At 44.1% G+C, this 24,201-nt stretch carries 20 protein-coding genes; 8 read left to right on the forward strand and 12 right to left on the reverse strand.

Annotation, left to right across the window (positions count from 1 at the left end; genetic code table 11):
• Window positions 1–9 precede the first annotated feature (9 nt).
• Genes CS948_RS10130 through CS948_RS10145 form a run of 4 tightly spaced genes read left to right on the forward strand, consistent with a single transcriptional unit; the run spans window position 10 to window position 6,106 of the window.
• Entirely contained in the window at window positions 10–1,455 is a 1,446-nt protein-coding gene (locus CS948_RS10130; RefSeq protein ID WP_255301947.1) for a RagB/SusD family nutrient uptake outer membrane protein, read from the forward strand.
• A gap of 9 nt (window positions 1,456–1,464) precedes the next feature.
• Window positions 1,465–2,232: a DUF4843 domain-containing protein gene (locus CS948_RS10135; protein WP_099291563.1), complete on the forward strand. Its 768-nt coding sequence runs from the start codon at window positions 1,465–1,467 to the stop codon at window positions 2,230–2,232.
• An 11-nt stretch (window positions 2,233–2,243) separates the two neighbouring features.
• On the forward strand, window positions 2,244–3,797 hold the full coding sequence (locus CS948_RS10140; protein ID WP_099291564.1) for a PKD-like family lipoprotein: 1,554 nt from the start codon (window positions 2,244–2,246) through the stop codon (window positions 3,795–3,797).
• A 23-nt stretch (window positions 3,798–3,820) separates the two neighbouring features.
• A complete protein-coding gene (locus CS948_RS10145; protein WP_099291565.1) occupies window positions 3,821–6,106 on the forward strand; it encodes a TlpA family protein disulfide reductase in 2,286 nt (761 codons plus the stop codon).
• A 98-nt stretch (window positions 6,107–6,204) separates the two neighbouring features.
• On the opposite strand, the gene CS948_RS10150 is transcribed toward CS948_RS10145, so the two are convergent.
• Window positions 6,205–7,644 carry a carbon starvation protein A gene (locus CS948_RS10150; protein WP_099291566.1) on the reverse strand — a complete coding sequence of 480 codons (1,440 nt, stop codon included), beginning with the start codon at window positions 7,642–7,644 and terminating at the stop codon, window positions 6,205–6,207.
• A 574-nt stretch (window positions 7,645–8,218) separates the two neighbouring features.
• On the opposite strand from CS948_RS10150, the gene CS948_RS10155 reads away from it, so the two are divergent.
• Window positions 8,219–9,181, forward strand: a complete 963-nt coding sequence (locus CS948_RS10155) for a helix-turn-helix domain-containing protein (protein WP_099291567.1) — start codon at window positions 8,219–8,221, stop codon at window positions 9,179–9,181.
• 92 nt (window positions 9,182–9,273) lie between these two features.
• On the opposite strand, the gene CS948_RS10160 is transcribed toward CS948_RS10155, so the two are convergent.
• Window positions 9,274–10,323, reverse strand: coding sequence for a linear amide C-N hydrolase (locus CS948_RS10160; RefSeq protein ID WP_099291568.1), 1,050 nt, complete (start codon window positions 10,321–10,323; stop codon window positions 9,274–9,276).
• Between the two features lie 149 nt (window positions 10,324–10,472).
• On the opposite strand from CS948_RS10160, the gene CS948_RS10165 reads away from it, so the two are divergent.
• The gene (locus CS948_RS10165; protein ID WP_099291569.1) at window positions 10,473–10,745 is read left to right on the forward strand and encodes a zinc ribbon domain-containing protein; all 273 of its coding nucleotides are present in this window, start codon (window positions 10,473–10,475) and stop codon (window positions 10,743–10,745) included.
• A gap of 72 nt (window positions 10,746–10,817) precedes the next feature.
• Here CS948_RS10165 and CS948_RS10170 read toward each other — a convergent pair whose 3' ends face one another.
• From CS948_RS10170 to CS948_RS10215, 10 genes are all read right to left on the reverse strand, one after another.
• Window positions 10,818–11,747, reverse strand: a complete 930-nt coding sequence (locus tag CS948_RS10170; RefSeq protein ID WP_099291570.1) for a bifunctional riboflavin kinase/FAD synthetase — start codon at window positions 11,745–11,747, stop codon at window positions 10,818–10,820.
• A 127-nt stretch (window positions 11,748–11,874) separates the two neighbouring features.
• Window positions 11,875–13,113, reverse strand: coding sequence for a DcaP family trimeric outer membrane transporter (locus CS948_RS10175; RefSeq protein WP_176555001.1), 1,239 nt, complete (start codon window positions 13,111–13,113; stop codon window positions 11,875–11,877).
• A gap of 148 nt (window positions 13,114–13,261) precedes the next feature.
• Window positions 13,262–14,818 carry a glycine--tRNA ligase gene (locus CS948_RS10180; protein ID WP_099291571.1) on the reverse strand — a complete coding sequence of 519 codons (1,557 nt, stop codon included), beginning with the start codon at window positions 14,816–14,818 and terminating at the stop codon, window positions 13,262–13,264.
• 79 nt (window positions 14,819–14,897) lie between these two features.
• Window positions 14,898–16,592 carry a Na/Pi cotransporter family protein gene (locus CS948_RS10185; protein ID WP_099291572.1) on the reverse strand — a complete coding sequence of 565 codons (1,695 nt, stop codon included), beginning with the start codon at window positions 16,590–16,592 and terminating at the stop codon, window positions 14,898–14,900.
• 102 nt (window positions 16,593–16,694) lie between these two features.
• Entirely contained in the window at window positions 16,695–18,329 is a 1,635-nt protein-coding gene (gene groL / locus CS948_RS10190) for a chaperonin GroEL (RefSeq protein WP_099291573.1), read from the reverse strand.
• A gap of 88 nt (window positions 18,330–18,417) precedes the next feature.
• On the reverse strand, window positions 18,418–18,687 hold the full coding sequence (gene groES / locus CS948_RS10195) for a co-chaperone GroES (protein ID WP_099291574.1): 270 nt from the start codon (window positions 18,685–18,687) through the stop codon (window positions 18,418–18,420).
• Between the two features lie 160 nt (window positions 18,688–18,847).
• Window positions 18,848–19,204 (reverse strand): preprotein translocase subunit SecG, encoded by a 357-nt coding sequence (secG, locus tag CS948_RS10200; RefSeq protein WP_099291575.1) that lies wholly within the window; start codon window positions 19,202–19,204, stop codon window positions 18,848–18,850.
• Window position 19,205: 1 nt separating this feature from the next.
• Window positions 19,206–19,916 (reverse strand): hypothetical protein, encoded by a 711-nt coding sequence (locus tag CS948_RS10205; RefSeq protein ID WP_099291576.1) that lies wholly within the window; start codon window positions 19,914–19,916, stop codon window positions 19,206–19,208.
• A 3-nt stretch (window positions 19,917–19,919) separates the two neighbouring features.
• Entirely contained in the window at window positions 19,920–20,438 is a 519-nt protein-coding gene (locus tag CS948_RS10210; protein ID WP_099291577.1) for an LptE family protein, read from the reverse strand.
• Window positions 20,439–20,560: 122 nt separating this feature from the next.
• Window positions 20,561–21,790, reverse strand: a complete 1,230-nt coding sequence (locus CS948_RS10215) for a sigma-54-dependent Fis family transcriptional regulator (RefSeq protein WP_099291578.1) — start codon at window positions 21,788–21,790, stop codon at window positions 20,561–20,563.
• 321 nt (window positions 21,791–22,111) lie between these two features.
• Between CS948_RS10215 and CS948_RS10220 the strand changes: the two genes are divergently transcribed.
• Both CS948_RS10220 and CS948_RS10225 read left to right on the forward strand, forming a co-directional pair.
• On the forward strand, window positions 22,112–22,657 hold the full coding sequence (locus CS948_RS10220) for an RNA polymerase sigma-70 factor (RefSeq protein ID WP_099291579.1): 546 nt from the start codon (window positions 22,112–22,114) through the stop codon (window positions 22,655–22,657).
• A gap of 371 nt (window positions 22,658–23,028) precedes the next feature.
• Complete coding sequence (locus tag CS948_RS10225) at window positions 23,029–24,195, forward strand: FecR family protein (RefSeq protein WP_099291580.1); 1,167 nt, start codon at window positions 23,029–23,031, stop codon at window positions 24,193–24,195.
• Window positions 24,196–24,201: the final 6 nt, after the last annotated feature.

The following is a 24,201-nucleotide window of genomic DNA, read 5'->3' on the forward strand; positions in this document are numbered from 1 at the left end:
AACAGGATTATGAGAAATAAAATAAATAATTACAGAAAATACCTGTGTTGCGGCTTGGTTTTGCTGATGTTCGTGTCATGTAACGATTGGTTGGACGTGGAGCCGAAATCACAGGTGAAGGACAAGGACCTGTATTCTTCCGAGAGCGGGTTCAAGGAAGCGTTGGCGGGTGTCTATAGTATCATGACACAGGAATATCTTTACGGCAAAGAGTTGACTTTCGGGATGTTGGGCGTACTGGCTCAGGAATGGGATTATCAGCCGACAGACTATACTGACGATAAGGATTATAAATATGGAAACACGAAACCGGAGATACGGATTGATTCCGTGTGGAACGGTTTGTACAACGCGGTTGCCAATGCCAATAAACTGCTGGAAGAGATTGACGGCAAAAAGTCGGTATTTTCGGGTGTGAATTATGACGTGATTAAAGGGGAGGCTTTGGCATTGCGTGCATTCCTGCATTTTGATTTGTTACGTTTGTTCGGGGCAAGCTATGCGGAGAATCCGGATAAGATGGCAATCCCTTACGTGACGGCTTACACGCCGGAAACCTTCCCGCAGAGAACGGTGAAAGAGGTTATCGGTAAGGTGCTGGAGGATCTGGAAGCTTCATTGGAGTACTTGAAAAATGACCCGATATACACGGGAAAGACCGTCACGGAAACCGACGACAACGGGTATTTACTTCATCGACAGATTCACTTGAACTATTACGCGGTGAAAGGATTGCAGGCACGGGTGTACCTGTACAAGAAAGATTACGCGAATGCTGCAAGTTGTGCCTCGGAGGTCATCGAGTCCGGTAAGTTTGAGTGGGTGAAACAGTCCAATTTGACGGACGAGAAAATGGCGGATCTTTCTTTTTCCACGGAACATTTGTTTGCTTTGAACGTGGTGACGTTGGGAAGCCGTGCCGAGAAGTATTTTTCCGGGAGTAATTCTGTCTTCGCGGTGAGCGAGTCAACATTATTGGGGTATTACGAGTCGGCTCAGGATTATCGTTATCTGTACCAGTTCAAAACCGGCACTGGGTTGAGTAATACGTTGCGCTACCTCAAAAAATACGATCAGTTGGAAGGGAATGGTACTACCGCTTGGTCGGCGTCTTACCGGAACAAGATGCCGTTGCTCCGTTTGTCGGAAATGCACTATATCCTTGCAGAGTGTCGTCATTATACATCCGGGGATGTGTTGGCAGCGTTGAATGAAGTACGGCGTCACAGGGGTGTTGCAGACTTGGGAGAGGCTGATGTGACGGATTTTGATACTGTTCTGTTGTCTGAATTCCGGAAGGAAATAATCGGGGAAGGACAATTATTTTTTCATTACAAGCGGTTGAATTTACCGATGATCAAAGGGACGGATGCGGACGTGATCGGTCAGGGTGTGTACAAACTGCCGATGCCGAAAGCAGAGTTACAGAATCCGGGTTGGGTAAGCAATAAATAAGAAGGTATTATGAAAAGACAAATGATATATTTGGGTGTTATCATCGCTTTGGTGTTGTGTGCCTGCGAGGAAGACGACAAACTGATGTTTGATGAGGAGTCGCGTGCATTGAATCTTTGGTTCGGAACCGAATCTTTGGAAGGAAGAGTGGATAGTACGGAATACAATTACGCGTTCCGCCCGCTGAATACGGAGTTGGACTCGGTAATGTTCTACGTGAAGTTGGCGGGAGTGCCGTTGAAAGAGGATTACACGTTTGAATTGGAAGTCACGGGAGGTGATGCCTCGACAGTGATTGCCGGGGAGCATTACGTGTTGCCGTCTTACGTGTTAAAGGCAGGGACTACCGGGGGAAGTTTCCCGATATATTTGAAGAATACGTCAGATTTTAAGAATAAGGCATTTTCGCTTTCTTTAAGTTTGAAGGAAAATGAACGATTTGAAACAGGGGCGAAGGAATATGCTTCCCTAAAATTGAATATCAAGGATAAGGAGGAAAGACCTCAATACTGGGATGACGATCCGGAAACTTATATGCCATTGAAAAATTTCTTTGGTACATATAGTCACAAGAAGTATCAGTTTATTATAAAGGTGACGGGAAAAGTAATTCTTCGGGTGATCTATCAAGGTACACCTACCCCACCTTACGAGATATCTTATTTTGAAGCCCAGTATTTGCAGGCGAAATGCAGGCTTGCCGTTGAGGAGTACAATAATAACCCGGAGAATCCGGATCGTCCGTTGTCGGATGAGTACGGACCGATAACTTTTTAAAGTGTAAGGCTATGAATTTTTTGAAATATATTATATCGCTGATTGTTGCCTGTACGGGATTATGGGCGTGTTACGACGACAAGGGTAATTACGATTACCGGGAATTGGACGAGATTGTTATTGATTCGACAGGCGGGTTGATTCAAGCGGACTATTCTATTGCCCGGATGGATGTTCTGGACATTCCTTTGAAGGTGTATTACAAGGGAAAACTGGTGAATGGTTCCGAGGCGCAATACCCGGAGTTGGAATTTAGTTGGGTAGTTTATCAACAGGGCATGGGAACCCCGATCGCGGATCGGGATACAGTCGCCGAACAGATTGAATTGAAGATTCCCGTGGAGTTGGAAGAGCGGAACTGGGAATTGGTGTTCACGGTACTGAACAAACAGACGAATACCCGGGAGTTTATGAAATTCGGGTTGAAAGTGAATGCGGCGTTGAGCGAGGGATGGATGGTGTTGTACGAACGGGATGGTAAAACGGATGTCGGTTTGATCGTGGATAAACTGATAGCCCCGAACGTGACTAGGGAACAAACATGGGTGGATATATATTCGACGTTCAATGATGTCCCTTTGGACGGTAAACCTGTTCGTTTGCTGTATTCCGTTTCCACGAATCCGCAGGCAGTAATAGCGGTGACCGATAAAGATATGGTTGGCGTGGCACCCTCTTCCTTCAGTAAATTATATTCATTTAATGATATGTTCTGGACAACTCCTTCTGTACAGGCTCCTGATTGTTATACCGCTTTTTACAATAAACGGGAATTAGTAATGAATGACGGGAAGATGCACACGGTTAATTTTTCCACGAGCGGGGCGAACCGGACGAATTTGTTTTTCGGGGTACCTTGCACCGGGGTGTATGGAAAACTGGCAAAATGGTGCGCGAATATGAGTTCCGGTTATAGCGGTGTCGTGTATGATCAGGAGAACCGGAAGTTTATGTGTATAAAATCGAATCGGACGGAGGTTGTCGCTTTGCCTATTCAGAGCGCAGGGATTGCGTTCGATTGTAATGATGTGGGATTGGAACTGGTCATGAGTGATTACGGTTGGAGTCATTATGAATACGTGATTATGAAAGACGGGCAAGAACATTATTATTTGTTGGCAGCCGATTTTTGTAGTATAATGACTCAAAATATGATAGGTGTCGGGAAGTATGATATGGCAAATTGTAAAGGACTGTCGGATGGGATTTCTTCTATGACCGCCGGATACAAGGGTGAAATACTCTATTATGCAGCCGGTAGTAAAGTGTACCTGTACGATTATAAGTCCACGAACAGTACCGGTGATGCCGTGTGGGAAGACCCGAAGGGGGACGAGGTGACTTGTATCCGGTTGCAGAAATATTATCAGGGTTCGATGATGATGGCAAATACTCCGCCTAATGCTTGTGAAGTGTTGTATATTGCCACGTATAACGAACAGGAAGGAAAAGGAACGGTGTACCAGTTAAGAGTAAATCCTTCCAGCGGTGCGGTGGATTTGAGTACTCAAAAACCGTTTTATGGTTTCGGGAAAGTGAAAGACATGGGGTGGAAAATAAAGTAAATTAATTTATAATTTAAAAGGATATGAAGTATTGTTATTTACTTACGATCGTAAGTACCATTGGGATGTTATTGATTGGTGTGGATGGCTCTCGGGCTCAAATGACAGTTGCTCAACCCATGCAAACGAAAGCAGAAGTAGAAACGGGTATCCGTTTTTTTGAAGGCTCTTGGAATGAGGCATTAGCCGAATCGAGGAAAACCGGTAAGCCGATTTTTATGGATTGCTATACCGTGTGGTGTGTACCGTGCAAAAGGTTGGCGCAAGAAGTATTTACCAAGCCGGAAGTTGGGGAGTATTTTAATTCCCGTTTTATCAACGTGAAGATGGATATGGGAACCGATCAGGGGAAAGAATTGAACAAACGGTACAAGGTGACAGGATACCCGACTTTACTTTTTTTGGATAAAGACGGCAATATGTCACATCGCATCGTGGGGGCTCCGGATGGGAAGATTCTGTTAAGGGAAGCTGTCCGGGCGATTGAAGGAAACGGATATACTTCAATGAATAGGATGTATACGGAAGGAAATCGTCAGCCCGGTTTTATACAGAATTACATGGAAGTGCTGGATGTTGCCGGGGAGGGAAAGAAAGCGGCAGATATCTGTTTGGAGTATTTTGACACGTTGGATAAAACCAAGTTGAAAGAACGGGAATATTGGGATTTGTTTATCAAATACGTGAAGGATGTTGATTCTGACGAGGCTAAATACGTGTACAAGAATCGGAAAGAGTTTATCAATTTGTACGGGGAGAAAGAAGTGAACCGGAAATTGTTCCAATTGTATAATGGAGGGGCTTATCGTTATTGGAAAGAGGAAGATGGGATAGGGGTATTTGACGAAAAAGGATTCGAGAAGTATGTCCGGGATTTGTTGAAAAGGGATATCGATCGGAAAGAACAGATTATCAGTGATGCTCGCATGAATTATGCCATGAAAGCGGGTAATTGGGCAGAATTTGTTCGTTTGGGAAGTGAGCGTTTGCAAGCCGGGGAAAATAGTGAATTTATTGTTTACAACTGGGGTTTGCGGGTAAATATGGCTTGTAAGGATATGGTATTGCGTGAAGAGGTGGCGAAGTGGATGGAGCAGTTTGCTATGGCTTGTGACCGGAAGCCGAATGCCAAGGAATCGGCGTCATTAAAGAATTCTTTTTTAACCGTTACCGATAAGCTAAGGCACCCGGAGAAGAATGACAAGAATTACCGTCCCACGATCACGATAACCGGAAAGGTTGCGGCATTACGCGAGGGGGAAGATATTATCAGGTTAATCAAGAAGGAAGGATTTTTCAAACAGGTGATTGATTCTTGTGACATTAAGTCGGACGGGACTTACGAGTTGAAAATGAGGGTAGAAAACCCTGGCGTGTATATTTTGGAATGTCAAGGTGGACAACGGGTTGAATTTTGGGCTGGAAAGGAAGATGTGCGTGTTGATTTTCCCGGTTTCGGGAATGCCAAAGTTAAAGTTATGCGTTCGATGTATATTCGTGTTACCGGAGGCGATAACAATGAGGTGATGGATAAATTGAATTGGGAGGCTTTTCGGAATATGCAATTTATGGGGAATCTGTCTCGTCCGGTGTACGGGCAAAAGGAGATTGCCGATCCCGTGAAACAGGAATTGTCCTTACAGTTGAGTGAAGTTGCAATTCATGATATGTGCGACCGTTTACAGCATTGGGCAGAGATGTATGCCGATCGGGAAGCCGTGGTGGCTATTCTTGCCAAATTGCGAGGAGAAGAGTATGCCGAAACGGTTCAGAAAGTCTTGACAACACTGGAGGCAAAATATCCGACTAGCGTGGCAGTGAAAGATTTTAAAGCGGCTCGTGCACAACAGGAGCTTATAAAACAAGGTGGAATGGCACCTGAATTTTCTTGTCCGACTCCCGACGGGAAAAAGAATTTAGGTCCGCAAGATTTTAAAGGGAAATATCTCGTCATGGATTTTTGGGCTTCATGGTGTGGTCCTTGCCGGGGTGAGATTCCTCACTTGAAAGAGGCTTATGCTAAGTATGCGGACAAAGGAGTGGCTTTTTTCAGCGTGTCTATCGACAAGAGCGATGCCGCTTGGAAAAAAGCCTTGGCAGAGGAAAATATGCCTTGGGAACAAGTATGCGCTCCACAAGCCGGGAAAGATGTGATGAAACAGTATCAATTCTCGGGAATACCTTATATTTTGGTGTTGGATAAAGAGGGACGTATCGTGGGTACCAATTTGCGAGGAAAAGCCTTGATGGATAAATTGGAAGAATTGGTAAACGAAAGTAAACCCAAAACATCCATGATGATGAGATAAAATTTTAGAGTCGGGGGATTTGCATAACGAGAGATATTATTGCTTCTCTTCTATCGCACGGCTTCATTGCAAATTCCCCGCTCTTGTTCTAGGCGTGTTTAGGTAGTTTTATGCTTTGCTACTTTCGTTATAAACAACACGAATAACCCGAGTCCGACCACGATTCCTACCGGGTAGCTGATGGCGGGAGCGATAAATAATCCGCCGACCTTGTAGGGGGCAATCATAAAATAGGTAGCGCACACGACACTCAGGAATGTTGCCGGAAGCGACATCATCCAATGCGGTTTGCCTTTCTTTGCCAGATAAGTGGCGGCTGTCCATAGGGTGATGGTTGCCAATACTTGATTACCTATTCCCACGTATTTCCAGATAGTGGAGAAATCCACGTTGCAGAGCAGGTAGGCGACCGCAAAAATTGGAATGGATACCATCAAGCGGTTCTTAATCGGTTTTTGGTTGAATTTCAAGGCGTCGGCGATAATCAATCGCATACTTCGGAATGCCGTGTCGCCGGAAGTGATGGGACAAACGACCACGCCAATGATGGCAATAATTGCTCCGAAGCGTCCCAGCCAAGAGTTACATATCTGGTTCACGATGATTGCCGGGGTTGCACCTCCTTCTGCTGCCGTATTCAGCCCTTCCGCTCCACCGAAAAATGCCATGGCTGCCGTGGCCCAGATCATGGCAACGATACCCTCGCAAATCATTGCCCCGTAGAAAATCGGACGCCCGTACTTCTCGTCTGTCATGCAGCGTGCCATCATGGGCGACTGCGTGGCATGGAAACCGGAAATGGCTCCACAGGAAATCACGATGAATAACATCGGGAAAAGAATATTGTGTTGCGGATCGGCATGCATATTGCGCATGGAATCGAAAGTCAGGTTCTCCAAAACAAGTTCTCCGCTAAATCCGCCGTAAAGCAAATAGGCTCCCACGCTGACAGCCATAAATATCAGGGCGGCACCCATGAACGGATAGATTTTACCGATTATCTTATTGATTGGTAATAAGGTCGCTATAATATAATAAGCAAATATGATGTATAACCAAGGCGTCATGCTCATCTTGGTCAGGCTGCCTAATAGTTCTGCCGGACCGTTCACGAAAGAAACCCCGACGGCTAGCAACAGAAAGCCCGTGAAGAACGTCATGAACTTGCGCACCCCGTTACCGAGGTATTTGCCCACGATGTCGGGCAGACTGGTCCCGTCGTGACGGGTAGATAGCATTCCGGAAAAATAGTCATGAGTGGCGCCCATGAATATACAACCGACAACGATCCACACGTAAGCCATGGGACCGTAGGCGGCACCGAGAATTGCCCCGAAGATGGGACCCAATCCGGCAATATTTAAAAACTGAATCACGAAAATACGCCAAGGCTTCAGTTCATGGTAATCCACTCCGTCTGCAAGACGTTTTACTGGGGTAGCGATAGTGGATGATGCCCCGAAAAATCGTTCAACAAATTTCCCGTAGGTGAAATAAGCGACGATTAGTAATCCGATTGAAATAATAAATGTTAGCATTTGCTTGAAATTTTTGCACGAACACAAAGTTATAAAAATGAGTTTGAAAAGTAAGTCTTTAAAGACGAAAAAAATGCACGCACGGGTAAAAAAGAAATGGCGACCAGTCTGGCATTGAAGGTAGTTGAGGTGCGCTAGATCTGATCGCCTGGCCTGGGACACGATATTGATATAATCCGTTCTACGGATTATTTCTGGATGTGGAATTGGATGTGGCCATTAGTGATGTGACATGACAAATGTATAGAGTGATTTTCTAATTACAGTAGGAATCAATGAGGATTTTCACCCCTGTAAGTTCTAAATATAAAGGAAAATTAGGCGTGTGTTTTTATTTTTGAAAATAAAGCATTGGTCTAATGTTGGAATCCTCATTTTTTGAAATGGAAGTCGTTTGGAACGATATTTACCGTAAATAGGGATGGTTTTCGATAATTTGATTTAACAAGAAAAAACGGAAATGATATTATAAAATGTTGTTTGGTTTATTTTGAAAATATCGTATCTTGGTCGAGTCATCCGAAGGAGGCGTATGTTATCGGCAAAAGAATATTTAAAAATACGGAAAGGAAAAATGAAACAAGAAGTTTTGCATGATAACTTATTGAATGCCATACGAACGAAAGTGCCTCACGAGGAAAATTTGGCGAGTGTTCTGGGAAATATATTATGTATTGGGAAGGAGGCGATATATCGTCGGTTACGGGGAGACGTTCCTTTCACGTTATTGGAAACGGCGCTAATCTCGAAAGAAATGAATATTTCGGTGGATAGTCTTTTGGAATCCGTGTCCCCGAAAAGCAGGCCTTTCCAGTTGAAGTTGACAGAGTTTTTTAACCCGTTGGAAACGGATTTCCTGATGATGGAGAATTACGTGGATGTATTCCGGACTCTTGACGAGAAAACCTATTCCGAGAGTGCATCTTCCACGAACATACTGCCGCAACCCCTTTATCAGGATTACAAATTTCTTTCAAGGTTCTACCTGTTCAAGTGGAAAGCCCAAAGGGACGGGTTGGATTCCGTGAAGACATTACATGAAATCGTACCGGAGGAACGGTTAGTCCGTATACAGAAGGATTTGGTCGTGGAGGCTCGTCGGGTAAAAGACACGAGTTATATATTCGATAACATGATATTCCTTTACCTGATCAATGATATCAAATATTTTGCTAGCGTGAACCTGATATCCAATGCCGACGTGCAGGAATTGAAAGAAGAATTGTTCCATTTTTTGAATTGTTTGGAACGCTTGGCGGCAAAAGGGAGATTCGATAACGGGAACAGGATACATTTTTATATATCCAATATTAATTTCGACACGACGTACTCCTATGTTCACACGCGGAAATATAACCTTAGTCTGATAAAGGCATTCACGTTGAACGGGATAGCGTCTTTGGACGATAAGACCTTCGAGAGCGTGAAAAGTTGGATTCTTTCCTTGAAAAGATTCTCGACATTGATATCCGAGAGCGGCGATTTACAGCGGATACATTTCTTTAAAAGTCAAAGAGAATTAGTCGCCACGTTGTGATTCGTGTCCCGTTGTCGTAAATCCGGCAATTACAATAAGGTCTATAAAACCATAAAGAGGGGGGATTTTAATTCCCCCTCTTTATGGTTTTATTAATTATAAATCGCTTCGAACAGAAATTTGAACGAGGGACTTGTAACCATGTGTTTATCGGCATTTCCGGCGTAAACTTCTCCGTTTGCCAAGTTCAGTTTCTTTACCGGTGCTCCTTCCGTGAAATCCAGACCTTTCAAGTCAAGCCAGAATACATTCGGGGTTATTGTAGATTCAAAGAAGTAAACCTTATTCTTTTGGTCTGAAACAGTTCTCCAACGCGTGGAGGAAATATTCGGTTGATCGGGAGTTGAAATCCCGAGAGGAACCGATACATTCCGGATAACACTGAATACTCCAGCCACGGCTTCCTGTTGTTTGTCTGTTTGCGGGATGGCATTGATGTAAAAGGAAGCCCTGACAAAACGGTCGGCTGCACGGTTCGTGCCCGGTAGCATCACCAGACCGCCGATTTGCTTCCAGTAATTGTTCAACGTGATTTGCTGTTCATAGGAAGGAGAGTTTGTCATCACTTGGTATTCTTTCCCCTCGTGTATGACCAGTTTGCCTTTGATGTATTCAAAAATGGCACTGTTACCCGAGGCATCCGAGATAGCAAGATGTAATGTTGATTTGGCTCCGTTCGGCATATCCGGTGCGTCAATGCGGAAAGTTTCCTTGCGCAACTCGTTTACCGCCTCGTCTACCGTGGCGAAATTGTCCAACACGTATTGTGTCCATATACTGATTCCCATTACCGGACGAGTGTCATTCGGACGGTAGTAATCGGATTCAGCCAGATACAGGAGGTTGGCAACCAATCCTTTCTCGTTCATCCCGTCGGAAGTACCGATATCATATCCGGCGGTGATGACACTACCGTATTTTGATTTCCAATGCATCGTGTTCCCTTTGTCGGCTCCCGCTCTCTCGATTCCTCTGGGAAACACGTAAATATTTGACTTTAAATCTTCTTTCCAGTCCATAGTCCTGCCTGTTACGACCATGCCGTTTTGTCCGATATATACCACTCGAGTACATGCATCGGTATACGATACCAGCGTTCCTGCCAGTAATAATGTTGCGATAAATAATGTTTTCCTCTTCATGCTTTCATGTTTTATGTGTTAAACGGAAATTACGTTTGACAAGTTTCTTAAAATTATATGAAAATCAAATATTATTCGCTGATAGAGTGAATCTTTATTTGGTAGAAATTCGATATATTTGTCATGTTAGAATCTAAACATCAAATATTATGAAGAATAAAATTTGTCAGAGTTGCGGTATGCCCATGATGGCAGAGGAGCAATTCGGTACTAATGATGACGGTAGTGTGAATACCGAGTATTGTACATATTGTTATCAAGACGGGGCTTTCACCGGCAACTACACCATGAATGAGATGATAGACCATAATCTTGAGTTTTTAGATGAATTCAATAAAGATGTGGAACGTCCGTTCACGAGAGAAGAGGCCAGAGCCGAGATGAGGAAATTTTTCCCCACGCTGAAACGATGGAAAAACTGAATGGTGCTTTAATTGACGGTTCAATGATTCGGGAAAATCATTGAACCGCCAGTCAAGGAATCAAAAGGATTTTTATTTCTGAAACAACCTGATAGCCTCGGCCTTGTCTTTTTCCAATTGTTCCCGAAGCTCCTTTATATCTTCGAATTTTCGTTCTCCCCGAAGGCGGGTAATCAGTTTTATCGTGATAGTCCGGTTGTAGATATTTTGGTTGAAGTCGAAAATATGAACCTCACAGGAAACGATGCCTTCTTTACTCACCGTCGGGCGTATCCCAATATTTAACATTCCATGGAAGACCTGTTCCCCGATGAAAACTTCTACGGCATAAACGCCTATCGCGGGGAGTAATTTTCTTTCTTCCGGGATTTGCACGTTTGCCGTTGGGAAACCTATTTCCCGACCTAATTTGCGTCCGTCCACGACTTTCCCGGTAATGGAGTAGGGGTAACCGAGAAAACGGTTTACCGTGTTGATATCGCCAACGGCCAAAGCGTTTCGTATTTTCGTGGAACTGACATTCACGTCATTCTCCTCGAATACAACTTCCCGTTCCAGAAAGAAACCGTATTTCAAGGATAATTCCTGCAAGCTTTCGAAATTCCCCGCCCGATTCTTCCCGAACCGGTGGTCGTATCCCACGACGAGTCCTTTGATATGAATCTTGTCCACCAGAATATTTTTCACGAAGTCTTGATAAGGTTGTTGGGAAAATTCGAGAGTGAATTTCAAGATAATCAAATGGTCTACCCCGTATTGTTCCAGTATGGCAATTTTCTCCTCGAGAGTTGTCAGTATACCCGGTTTCTTTTCCAGAGGATACAACACTTCCCGCGGGTGAGGTTCAAAACTGATAATAACGGACTCTCCGTCGATACGGTCAGCTTTCTCTTTCAAGTGTTGAATCACGCGGGCGTGTCCTAAATGCACTCCGTCAAAACTACCGATAGTGACAACCGGGTTCTTGATATTAATACCTTCGACTCCGTGGTGAACTTTCATTTCAAATGAGTTGAACAATTTGACGCGAAAGTAATATAAATAACCGAATAATGGAGTCTATAAAATTCATAAGGTTTATAAACTTTATGAACTTTATAAACCTTATGAACTTTATGAACCCGCTACTTTAGAAGCGATACTGTATCATCGTGTTGATACGACTCGCATTACCGTAGTCTTTGTTGAAGTCGTTACGGCGTCCGAAGACGTATTCGATACCACATGAACCGTATTCGCTGAAATCCCAGAATAGATTGGCGGCGGCGTATTGAGCGTATTTGTATGAGGTGGTCGGCATGCCGAACCGTTCCTCTACACGGGCGTAACTGTACATGATGTTGGAAGAAAGCTCTTCATTCCATTTGTGAGAGAAACCTCCATAGGCTCCCCACGCGCGGGATGCTTTCAATTTTCCCTCGGCGGTGGCACTGGGTACGAGGTCAAGACCTATACCGGATATATCCTGTATATAATTGGAAATACCTTTACCGCAAACACCTTGGAAACAGAAAGACGTGCTTTCCGAGAACTGCCAGATTCCACTTAAAGAGGCGCCCCAGCCCGTTACGATTTGGTCTTTGTCCTTGATTTCATCCTTGTAATACATGTTTCTTAATACCGCTCCGGCTTGCAAGTGACTGCCGTTTTTGAAACTGTATCTCACGTTAAGCGGGATGTCGGGAATCCTTTGATGAATATAATCCGTGAATTCTCCTTCCGTGTAAGACGGTTCCACGTATTCAAGGGCTAAAGAGGCTTGCCAATGCTCGTTGAAATCCCGCGTGTACCGGATTTGCGGTTGACGTAAGGCAACTTCACTGGTCGGGCCTTCCTCGTCGATTGTGGCAGGACCCGCGGAAATGTCACAGAAAGTACTCCATGTCTTACCAATAGTGAAGCCTCTGAATTTAATGAAAGCCTGTCTTAGGATAGGAGCGTTTTGTGAGCCTTCGAACTCCATTTCCATGTAAGTAACCAGTCTGCCGACTTCTGTATCGCCTACCAGTTTGAAGAATAACCGGGACTGTCCCACGTCGATACCGTAACGTCCGCCGGATTGATGACCTTTCAGGGCGATAGAGTTCGTTTCGAAGTAATTGTCATTGGGAACTCCGTTAAAATCGTAAATTCCCTGCACCTGTACAAACCCTCCCACGCCGAATACGAAGTTTTTATCCTTGTTGAAAAACACAAATCTCGGGGAAGCGGGATCGTTAAAGGATAGCGGAAAAGCTTCTTTCATCATTTTGTAAAAGTTATCCGCATCATTTTTTGCCGACACGGAAGTCACGTTGACTTGCGCTCGTGCTCCCGTGTAGATTCCACAAGAGATAGCAATCAACAATAGCAATGTCAATTTTTTCATAGTGCTACAAATTAGTTGGTTAATTTAGTAACACTATATACGGGGAAGGATAGTAAAAGTTCAGGTAATTCAGTGATTTGACCTTACGACCTTATGGACTTTAAGACTTTATGGACTAGAGGGCGTGTTTTGACACGCCCTCATCGAATTATATTTTGACCTCTTTCAGGATTTCCCGCAAGTCGGTCTTCTTCTTCAAAATGTCATATAATTGGTCGATAGCCACGCGTTCCTGTTCCATCGTGTCACGATAACGTATGGTCACGGCATTGTCTTCCAGTGTTTGATGGTCAACCGTGATACAGAACGGGGTTCCGATAGCATCCTGCCGACGGTAACGCTTACCGATAGAATCCTTTTCATCGTATTGGCATCTGAAATCAAGACGTAATAATTTCATGATTTCTTCCGCTTTCTCCGGTAGCCCGTCTTTTTTCACTAATGGCATAACGGCAAGTTTGACCGGAGCCAAGGCGGGCGGCAATTTCAACACGACACGCGCATCCTTTGAACCGTCTTCTTTCACGATCTCCTCCTCCTTGTACGCGGCGGAAAGGATTTGCAGGAACATACGGTCTACCCCGATAGATGTTTCTACCACGTACGGCACGTATGACTCGTTCAATTCCGGATCAAAATATTGTAATTTTTTGCCGGAGAATTCTTGATGTCGTTTCAGGTCAAAGTCCGTGCGGGAATGGATACCTTCTACTTCCTTGAACCCGAACGGGAATTTATATTCGATGTCTGTGGCTGCATTCGCGTAGTGAGCCAATTTCTCGTGATCGTGGAAGCGATAGTTTTCAGCCCCGAAACCGAGAGCCTGATGCCAGCTCATACGGGTTTCTTTCCATTTCTTGAACCACTCCAATTCCGAACCGGGGCGTACAAAAAATTGCATCTCCATTTGCTCGAACTCGCGCATACGGAAAATAAATTGGCGAGCCACGATTTCGTTGCGGAACGCTTTACCGATTTGAGCGATACCGAAAGGAACCTTCATCCGTCCTGTCTTCTGAACATTCAGAAAGTTCACGAAAATACCCTGTGCGGTTTCCGGGCGCAGGTAAATCTTGCTGGCACCTTCTGCCGTGGAACCCATCTCCGTGGAGAACATCAGGTTGAACTGGCGTACTTCCGTCCAATTGCAGGTACCGGATATAGGGCATACAATCTTATTGTCGATGATAATCTGACGCACTTCCGTCAGGTCGTTATCGTTCAACGCCTTTGCCATTCTTGCCGTGAGTTCCTCTTTTTTTCGGATATTCTCCAGCACTTGGGGATTTGTTTGGCGATATAACGTTTCGTCGAATTTCTCCCCGAATCTTTTTTTGGCCTTTGCCACGTCTTTCTCGATCTTATCCTCGTATTTGGCGATATGGTCTTCGATCAACACGTCGGCACGATATCTCTTCTTGGAATCTTTATTGTCAATCAACGGATCGTTAAATGCATCCACGTGTCCGGAAGCCTTCCAGATGCTCGGGTGCATAAAAATAGCGGAATCCAGTCCCACGACATTCTCGTGCAGGAGTACCATCGAGTCCCACCAGTATTTCTTGATATTATTCTTCAATTCCACCCCGTACTGACCGTAATCATACACGGCAGCCAACCCGTCATATATCTCTGATGACTGGAACACGTACCCGTATTCTTTACAGTGTGCTACCAGCTTCTTAAAAACATCCTCTTGTGCCATTTTAATTTTAGATTTATGATTTTAAATTTTAGATTCAGTTTGCGTTTATAATCGTAAATCTGTAATCTGAAATCGTAAATTAATTGTCTACTCCAATTTCTTTTATCGCTTCGGTCACGTTGATAGCGTAATCTCCGATTTTTTCACATTCGAAGAATATGTCACTGTAAACGATACCTGTCGCGTAATTATATTTCTTCTCCTCGATAGCCGTCAAGTGCTCCTGTTGCAGGATAGTACGGTAATCATTGATCGTTTGCTCCACCTCGTAAGCTTTTTTTGCTTTTACCTCTTTGTATTCAAGGGCAAGGTTGGCGCACATGACAACGAGAGCTTCGTCCACGATAGCCATCATGTGGCGTAACTTCTCGTCAAGAAAGTCTGGAAATTCTATATTCTGTTCATTCCGGCGACCGATAGCCTTTGCCACGTTCAACGAGGAATCCGCGATACTTTCAATTTCCGATACGATTCTAAACATGGCACGCAACCGTTGTGTATTTTCCGTGGAGAGTTTCGACTCGGAAACCTTGGTCAAGTAATCGGCGATTTCTACTTCCACCACGTCGCTCTCGTCTTCCAGTTTATCGATGCGGTTGAATTTCTTCTCGAACTCTTTTGTCGGCGTGTGCATGATTTCTACCACTTGGCGATACATGTCCAACGTGTTCTTTGCATAATGCGAAATCTCTTGTTTCGCTTGGAATAGAGAAGCATCCGGGGTAGAAAGCAACCCGATTTTAATGTGTTTCAGCGTGAACGCATCGTCTGCCGATTCTTTTGATTTAATCATCCGGGTAACCAACTGGGCAATCACTTTCGTGAACCAAATCAGTAAGAACACGTTAGCGACATTAAAACAAGTATGGAATAATGATAAGGCAACCGGCACGGAACCGACCTCCGTGAACGGGTTACCGATACCCAGAATTATACTGAGTTTTGCCACCCAGCCGAGGAATATCGGGAAGATGGCTAGTACCCATAATACCCCGAACACGTTAAACAGGAAATGTGCGAATGCGGCTCTTTTCGCTGTCGTGTTGGCAACCATGGCGGCAAGATTTGCCGTGATAGTGGTTCCTATGTTTTCACCCAACACCATGGAGGCGGCAATATCGAACCCGATCCATCCGTTGGCACACATGACCAGCGTCAATGCCATCGTGGCGGAAGAGGATTGTATCAATATCGTTAAGGCTGTTCCTATCAGCATAAACAGGATGTAGGAACCGTATCCCATGTCCGTGTAATTATGCAGAAAGTTTAGAATTTCAGGATTCTCGTGTATATTCGGCATGTTCTCCTGCAAGAAGTTCAACCCGATAAACAAAAGACCGAAACCGATGATTAATTCTCCCCAGCTCTTTCGTATCCGCTTTGCCGAGAACAGAAGCGGTAAACTCAGACCGATCAGGGGAAGCGACAGGCTTACCATGCTGACTTTGAAGCCGAGGATGGAAATCAACCATGCCGTGAACGTGGTTCCCACGTTGGCTCCCATGATAACCCCGATGGAACCGACAAGGTCAAGTAACCCGGCGTTCACGAAACTGACGACCATTACCGTGGTCGCTGACGAACTTTGAATGATTGTGGTAATTAGAAGACCGGTGATAACACCTTTCACGCGATTGGATGTCATTGCGGCGAGGATGGTTCTCATTTTATTACCCGCTACCTTTTGCAAGGCCTCACTCATCATCTTCATTCCAAAGAGGAACACACCCAATGATCCGATCAATTGCAAGAAATCGAGAATCGTGTAATTCATAAACAGTTATTTGTAATAAATAGAATTTGCGACGTAAAGGTATAACAATCTAAATAAAAAAAGCCCCCATGCGGGAGCTTTTTTTTATTTTAATTGTCGGTATTACATCATACCCGGCATCCCTCCACCCATCGGCGGCATTGCGGGAGCGGGATTTTCCTGTTTTTCCTCGACTAATACACATTCTGTCGTCAGGAACATTCCGGCGATAGAAGCGGCGTTTTCCAAAGCTACGCGAGCCACTTTCTTCGGGTCGATAACCCCAGTTGTCAACAAGTTCTCGTAAACACCCGTGCGAGCGTTATAACCGAAGTCTTTTTCACCCTCTTTCACTTTATTAACTACCACGGCGCCTTCTACTCCGGCGTTAGCGGCAATCTGGCGAAGCGGTTCCTCGATAGCGCGTTTCACGATCTCGATACCGGTAGTTTCGTCTTCGTTTTCGCCTTTCAAGTTTTCAAGAGCGGCAGTAGCGCGGATATATGCAACACCACCTCCGGGGATGATGCCTTCCTCGATAGCGGCACGCGTTGCGCTCAAAGCATCGTCGATGCGGTCTTTCTTCTCTTTCATTTCGATTTCAGAAGCGGCACCCACGTAAAGAACGGCAACTCCTCCGGCTAATTTAGCCAATCTCTCTTGCAGTTTTTCTTTATCGTAATCAGAAGTAGAATGTTCGATCAATTTCTTGATTTGGTTTACACGTTCCGCGATAGCTTCCTTGGAACCGCAACCGTTCACGATAGTGGTATTCTCTTTGTCGATGGTTACCTTGTCGGCACATCCCAGCATATCCAAAGTGGCAGTTTCCAACTTCAAACCTTTCTCCTCGGAGATAACAACACCGCCTGTCAAGATGGCAATGTCTTCCAGCATCTCTTTTCTGCGGTCGCCGAATCCCGGGGCTTTCACTGCCGCGATCTTCAAAGAACCTCTCAAACGGTTTACAACCAAAGTAGCCAGCGCTTCGCTTTCCACGTCTTCTGCGATGATAATCAATGCACGTCCGGCTTGAGCAACGGGCTCCAGAACGGGCAACAATTCTTTCATCGTGGAAACTTTCTTATCGTAAAGCAAGATGTACGGTTTCTCGAATTCTGCGTTCATCTTTTCCGTGTCGGTCACGAAATACGGGGAGATATATCCGCGGTCGAATTGCATACCTTCAACCACTTTCACTTCTGTTTCAGTTCCTTTGGCTTCTTCTACCGTGATAACACCTTCTTTCGTTACTTTTTCCATTGCCTCGGCAATCAAAGCACCGATATTGTCATCCCCGTTAGCAGAGATACGTGCCACTTGACGAATCTTATCGTAGTTTTCTCCTACTTCTTCTTTTTGGCTTTCCAAATTCTTCACCACTTCGGCAACGGCTTTGTCGATACCTCTCTTCAAATCCATCGGGTTAGCTCCGGCGGTAACGTTCTTCAATCCCACGTTGATGATGGATTGAGCCAAAATAGTAGCGGTAGTAGTACCGTCACCGGCATCGTCACCTGTTTTGGAAGCCACTTCTTTCACCATTTGAGCACCGATGTTGGCGTACGGGTCAGATAATTCGATTTCTTTTGCCACGGAAACACCGTCTTTCGTGATATGCGGCGCACCGAATTTTTTCTCGATAACCACGTTACGTCCTTTGGGACCGAGTGTCACTTTTACAGCGTTTGCCAACTCGTCAACACCCTTCTTCAATAAATCGCGGGCTTCAACATTAAATTTTATCTCTTTTGCCATAACCTTTTTAATTTTAGATTTTAGATTTTAAATTTTAAATTGAAAATCGATAGCGTGTAATTCATTTTCAATTCTCCATTTTCAATTGTTATAGAACCACTAGAATATCGGATTGATTCATGATCAAGTACTTCTTGTCGTCAATCGTGGCTTCCGTGCCTGAATATTTACCGAATAAAACGGTGTCGCCAACCTTGATTTCCATCGGTTCGTCATGCTTTCCGTTTCCGGTTGCAACTACGACGCCTTTTTGTGGTTTTTCTTTTGCGGAATCAGGGATGATGATTCCTGAAGCAGTTTTAGTTTCAGCCTCTACCGGCTCTACAATAATTTTGTTAAGAACTGTCTTAAGTGCCATAATTCTTAATTTAAAAGTTTATTATTAATTGAAATTATCTCTATTTTTAAAATCAAATACGTCATTGACGGTACACATTCCGTGCCAAACAAAAAAATGTCAGTATGACTGACATACTGACATTTTTTTTGTTTATAATATAAAATATAGAATCTTCTAGTTATTCTTGGGTATCTCCGCTGTTGTCATCCACTGGAGTCGTGCTAACCGGTGCGCCGAAATCAGGAACACTTTGAGTCGGTGCCGATTGGTTCAATTGTTCTTGAATTGCGGATTGTTTCCCACCTTGTTGACCTCTCGGGATCACCATGGCAGCCACGATACATAAAACGAGCATAGCGCCGGCTAGTGTCCACGTTGCTTTTTCAAGGAAATCGGTTGTTTTTCTTACACCCATGATTTGATTTGAAGAAGCAAAGGTTGAAGATAAACCACCGCCTTTTGAGTTTTGCACCAATACGATCAATATTAATAAAGCGCAAACAATAAAGATCAAAATAGAAACAACTAAGTACATATTAATTCGTATTATTATTTAAGTTCTCTTTTATTTTTTCAATCTGACTCGCGAAGTAAACACTTTTTTCCGGATATTTCAAACTTAATTTCGAATAAGTTGCGATAGCCTTGTCATATAATTGCTGACGGATGTATATTTTAGCCAATGTTTCCGAGAAAAATTCTGTTGTCGAATCCGTGTCAGTTGCCGTGATCTCGGGGGAAGGCACGTTTTCGCCCGTGAATTTGGCGATAGAAGGTTCCGTTTCAATAAATTTCTCGATCAACGTATCCCGTCGCTCCTCTTTTTGCTTCTTTTTGGTCAACCATTCGTTCGCGAGCTCGTCAAGTGATAACATTTTTTCTTCAGGAAATTCATTTTCCAGCTGGTAATACGGCATCGGTAAACGAGTTTTTTTCTCTTCTTCCCGATCTTCGAGAAGTTCGATGGCGACAGGTTCCTGCTGGTAAACTTGCTCGAGCGAAGTACTCTCAAGGGATAACAGGTTATGCAGGTAACGGTAGAATTGTTTGTGATCCGGGATGAAAATGGTATTTTGACGTAATTTCTCCGGGTATGCCGGATGTCCCGTATCATGTAACATTTTCAAGTACACGACACGTGCCGTTGAGAAATAAGGGTATTGCTCTATCAGTGATTCAACCTCCCCGATAAGCTCTCCTTCGTTACGTCCGGAACGTATAATATCTATTAATTCTTCCGTGTTCAAATTCTACCAGTTTACAAGTGCTTTATTAAACACGTCTTCGATAATCTTGTCCGTGATATTCTTTATTAATTCCGGTTCCGCCGCATCATAATTCACGTCTATCCCGTAATCCTCGTAATGCGAGAAACTACTGTCGAAATCGGACTTGCCAGTTTCGTCTTTCGTGTTCGTGTATTTCACCCGGATAGTGATCGTGAGGCGGTTCTGTGCTGCCACTTCATCCCGTTGGATATCCACCGGGCGTTGCGTAAAGCCCGTGATTTGTCCCTCGAACCGGATATCCCCGTTATTGTCTGTCACTTCCGTTAGACTGGTACGGTCCCTCAAGTATTTTTTCAATGCCTCCGTGAAATCAGAACCCAAGTTTGGTGCAAAAGGTGTTTTATTCGAAAAATAATCCACCGAGAAAGTCTTCTCCCCGTTGGTCAGAGATACTCCCGAGAAAGCGTATTTCACGCTTGACAACTTGCACCCGCTGAACGTCACGGCTAATAATAATATAGGTAAAATTCTTTTAATCATCTGATTCTTAATAATGAACTATGAGTAAATCTATCGTTTCGACAAAAATACGAATTAATTTTTTAATCGTAAGTCATAAATCGTAAATCATAAATCGTAAATCATAAATCGTAAATCATAAATTAATTGTCAATATTATATTCCTTCAATTTCCTGTACAGCGTTCTTTCCGATATCCCCAAATCTTGCGCTGCCAGTTTTCGTTTGCCGTGGTTCTTCTCCAAAGCTTTGATAATCATTTCTTTCTCTTTCTCTTCAAGGGATAACGATTCTTCAATAACGGCTTCCGTGTCCTCTATATGTCTTTCCTTCTCTGCCGAGAAAGATTTTGGCGGTTGTGGGGCAAGAAACTCTGATTGAGGTGTTTCGTAAAGCTCGCGTAACACGATCGAGGTCGGGGGTTCCGGCTCCGGCGTGATATGCTCTTTTTGCATAATATCGTACACCAGATGTTTCAAATCATTCATATCCTTTTTCATGTCAAAAAGAATCTTGTACAAGATTTCCCGTTCATTGGCAAAACTATGGTCGCTTTCCGGGATGGATGTTAAAGCCGGAAGGCTATTGTTGTGTGCCGGAAGATACCCTTTTAACGTCAGGGCATCCACCGATCTCTCCTGCTCGAGGATAGAGATTTGTTCCGTGATATTTTTCAGTTCCCGTACGTTACCCGGCCAACGATAGTTTTCAAGCACTTGCACGGCATCTTCTGTCAGTCTTACCGGGGGCATCCGGTATTTCTCCGCGAAGTCAGCGGCAAATTTCCTGAAAAGCAAAGAAATATCTTCTTTTCTATCCCTTAAGGGAGGGATGGGAATAGGAATCGTGTTGATCCGGTAATACAAGTCTTCCCTGAATTTCCCGTTTTTCACCGCCGTCGGGAGATCCACGTTTGTGGCAGCTATCACTCGTACGTTTGTTTTTTGTACTTTGGACGAACCCACGCGGATAAATTCTCCGGTTTCCAGTACGCGCAGTAATTTCGCTTGCGTGGAAAGGGGTAATTCTCCTACCTCATCCAGAAAAATAGTTCCCCCGTTACTTACCTCGAAATATCCTTTCCGGTCGGCTAAAGCTCCGGTAAACGAACCTTTCTCGTGGCCGAATAACTCGGAATCAATCGTCCCTTCTGGGATTCCGCCACAATTGACGGCAATATATTGTTCATGCTTGCGGGTGCTGTAACTGTGAATAATTCGCGGGAATATTTCTTTTCCTACCCCACTTTCCCCGGAAATCAGTACCGTGAAGTCCGTGGGTGCTACTTGTACAGCTTTCTCTATCGCCCGGTTTAATTTCGCGTCATTACCGATAATTTCAAAACGTTGTTTGATATTCCTGATATCCTCCATATCCCATTTAAATAATTAAAGATTCGTGATTTACGCCGCCGAACGGTAAAGCGTGAATCCCCTATCCATGAATTGTTCATCTGCAAAATTAGCAGATTAAACTGACAAAATAGCATAGAAATGGGAATAAATTTGAAAACGGGATTTCTGTTATGCAAATTATTTCCATATATTTGTAGCTATAATCGAACGTTTCATTATAGTTCTCTTATTTCTGGTACTGGATTTATGTTGAATTGTAAGGCGCTGATTATTAATTCATATTTCAGTCGTGAAAATGCGTAATGATTAATTTTATTAATATCAACAAACGTTGGTTTTATGATAGAGGAACCACCTATAGATATCGGTCGTTTAATTGGGGGTGATGAGAATGTTTTTCAAGCTCTGTTTGTTGATTATTACCCGTCATTAATCTCATTTGCAATGAAATATGTTGAGCGGGAAGAGGCAGCTCAAGATATTGTGCAAGACGTTTTCGTGAAGGTTTGGGAAACTCGCGAAAAATTGCGCGGTGTTGAAAATCTCTCCGCTTATCTCTATCAGATGGTACGTTTTAAATGCTTTAATCATTTGCGGGCGGAAAAGATTCGTCATGACGCGACCCGTTCATTTACGGAAGAAATGGATGTTGTCGAGATGAACGAGTATATAAAAGAGGAAACTTTCCGTATCGTGATGAGTATCGTCGAGGAACTTCCTCCCGGTAGTCGGAATGTCTTTTCCCGTGCGATACAAGGTTATTCCGCCAAAGAAATCGCGGATGAACTGGGAATCACGATAGAAACGGTGAAGAAGCAGAAACAAAATGCCCGTCGGGTATTAAAAGAACGATTGGGTAATCTTTTCATGTTTTTCTGTTTATAAGGTATTTTTTGATATCTCGGGTAATGTCATCTTGTATTTTACAATGGGATGTCAAGGTCTTGTTCTATCCGTGACCTATATGAATCGGGTATGAATCCCGTATTAATTCCGGTTCACTTCCGCTTGAAATGTTATTAGTAAGTTTTTGATAAGCTATTAAAACGCTATTATAGTATAGGGTTTTAATAGCGTTTTAATAGGGAATTAATAGCGTTTTACACGGAAGTGAACCGGAATTGATACGGGATTATTCCTGTTTTCGTGCAGGTTATAGGTATGATACGGGTAGGTCATGGGCGTGATTTTTTTTTGAAGGCGGCATACCTCCTTTTTCTTTTTGAAGTGTCATACAAATGTAAACGAGTTTAAATATGAAAAACGATAGAATACACGAGAAAATTCCCGGTTTGTTGGCAAAAGCCATCTCGGGCACGTTGAGTGAAGACGAGAGGGAGGCTTTGCAGGCATGGAGAGAGGCGGATGAGGCAAACGAGCGTCTTTACGGGGAAGTGGTGAATGCCGGGTATATAGAGCGTAAATGCCGGGAAACGGCACGGGTGGATGTCGTGGAGGGGTACATGGAAGTTCTGCGGAAGAGGAAACGTAATGTTCGGGTACGACGAATCCGGAGGATATCTACCGTGGCTGCCGGGATGTTGATACCGCTATGCGCTGTTGTCTTCTGGTTGGGTAACGAAGAGAAGAAAGATGTCGTTCCGGAACAAGTGGCAGAAGTTATCCGACACGGGGAGGTGAAAGCGGAATTAATTCTGGCTGACGGGACCACCAAAATGTTGAGCACGAACGTTACGGATTCTTTGCTTTTGCAGCAAGGCGCGAATGTTGTCATTCGGGAACAGGGAGTCAGTTACGTGGGGGATTCTTCTGATGTAGAGGTACGGTATAATACGTTGCGGGTTCCCCGCGGCGGGGAGTATTCAATCACGTTGTGTGACGGTACGGTGGTGTATTTGAATTCCGAATCGGAATTACGTTATCCCGTGAAATTCGCGGGAGGAGAACGGAGGGTTTACCTGTCCGGGGAGGCCTATTTCGAGGTGATGACTGACGGGGAACACCCGTTTGTCGTGGATTTGAAAACTTCTGCCGTGAAAGTCTTGGGTACCGGGTTTGACGTTCGGGCGTACAAAGACGAGGGGGAGATATTGACAACCTTGGTACATGGTTCCGTGGCGTTCTCTGTCGGGAAGGAATCTGTCGTGTTGAAGCCGGGAGAACAGGCTGTACTGGATAAATCGGGTGAGTTGGAAACGCGGGAGGTGGATACTTATTTGTACACGGCGTGGAAGGAGGGTGTGTTTGCTTTCAAGCAACAACGGTTGGAGGAGATTATGAATATTGTTTCCCGTTGGTATAACGTGAACATTTTTTGGGAGAATGCTTCTCAGAAAGAAGTTACTTTTACCGGAAAAATGCGTCGTTATGACGACTTTTCTAAAGTCGTGGAGATGTTGGAAATGACGGGGAACACGGAATTCGAGATTAAGGGAAATAATATTTTTATCCGGGAAAAATAAAAAAAT

This window comes from Butyricimonas sp. Marseille-P3923, assembly GCF_900184685.1.
GTDB classification, from domain to species: domain Bacteria; phylum Bacteroidota; class Bacteroidia; order Bacteroidales; family Marinifilaceae; genus Butyricimonas; species Butyricimonas muris.

Coding starts and splice junctions, on each gene's coding strand:
- CS948_RS10130 (WP_255301947.1), top strand. CDS start 10: ATGAGAAATAAAATAAATAATTACAGAAAATACCTGTGTTGCGGCTTG.
- CS948_RS10135 (WP_099291563.1), top strand. CDS start 1,465: ATGAAAAGACAAATGATATATTTGGGTGTTATCATCGCTTTGGTGTTG.
- CS948_RS10140 (WP_099291564.1), top strand. CDS start 2,244: ATGAATTTTTTGAAATATATTATATCGCTGATTGTTGCCTGTACGGGA.
- CS948_RS10145 (WP_099291565.1), top strand. CDS start 3,821: ATGAAGTATTGTTATTTACTTACGATCGTAAGTACCATTGGGATGTTA.
- CS948_RS10150 (WP_099291566.1), bottom strand. CDS start 7,644: ATGCTAACATTTATTATTTCAATCGGATTACTAATCGTCGCTTATTTC.
- CS948_RS10155 (WP_099291567.1), top strand. CDS start 8,219: ATGAAACAAGAAGTTTTGCATGATAACTTATTGAATGCCATACGAACG.
- CS948_RS10160 (WP_099291568.1), bottom strand. CDS start 10,323: ATGAAGAGGAAAACATTATTTATCGCAACATTATTACTGGCAGGAACG.
- CS948_RS10165 (WP_099291569.1), top strand. CDS start 10,473: ATGAAGAATAAAATTTGTCAGAGTTGCGGTATGCCCATGATGGCAGAG.
- CS948_RS10170 (WP_099291570.1), bottom strand. CDS start 11,747: ATGAAAGTTCACCACGGAGTCGAAGGTATTAATATCAAGAACCCGGTT.
- CS948_RS10175 (WP_176555001.1), bottom strand. CDS start 13,113: ATGAAAAAATTGACATTGCTATTGTTGATTGCTATCTCTTGTGGAATC.
- CS948_RS10180 (WP_099291571.1), bottom strand. CDS start 14,818: ATGGCACAAGAGGATGTTTTTAAGAAGCTGGTAGCACACTGTAAAGAA.
- CS948_RS10185 (WP_099291572.1), bottom strand. CDS start 16,592: ATGAATTACACGATTCTCGATTTCTTGCAATTGATCGGATCATTGGGT.
- groL (WP_099291573.1), bottom strand. CDS start 18,329: ATGGCAAAAGAGATAAAATTTAATGTTGAAGCCCGCGATTTATTGAAG.
- groES (WP_099291574.1), bottom strand. CDS start 18,687: ATGGCACTTAAGACAGTTCTTAACAAAATTATTGTAGAGCCGGTAGAG.
- secG (WP_099291575.1), bottom strand. CDS start 19,204: ATGTACTTAGTTGTTTCTATTTTGATCTTTATTGTTTGCGCTTTATTA.
- CS948_RS10210 (WP_099291577.1), bottom strand. CDS start 20,438: ATGATTAAAAGAATTTTACCTATATTATTATTAGCCGTGACGTTCAGC.
- CS948_RS10215 (WP_099291578.1), bottom strand. CDS start 21,790: ATGGAGGATATCAGGAATATCAAACAACGTTTTGAAATTATCGGTAAT.
- CS948_RS10220 (WP_099291579.1), top strand. CDS start 22,112: ATGATAGAGGAACCACCTATAGATATCGGTCGTTTAATTGGGGGTGAT.
- CS948_RS10225 (WP_099291580.1), top strand. CDS start 23,029: ATGAAAAACGATAGAATACACGAGAAAATTCCCGGTTTGTTGGCAAAA.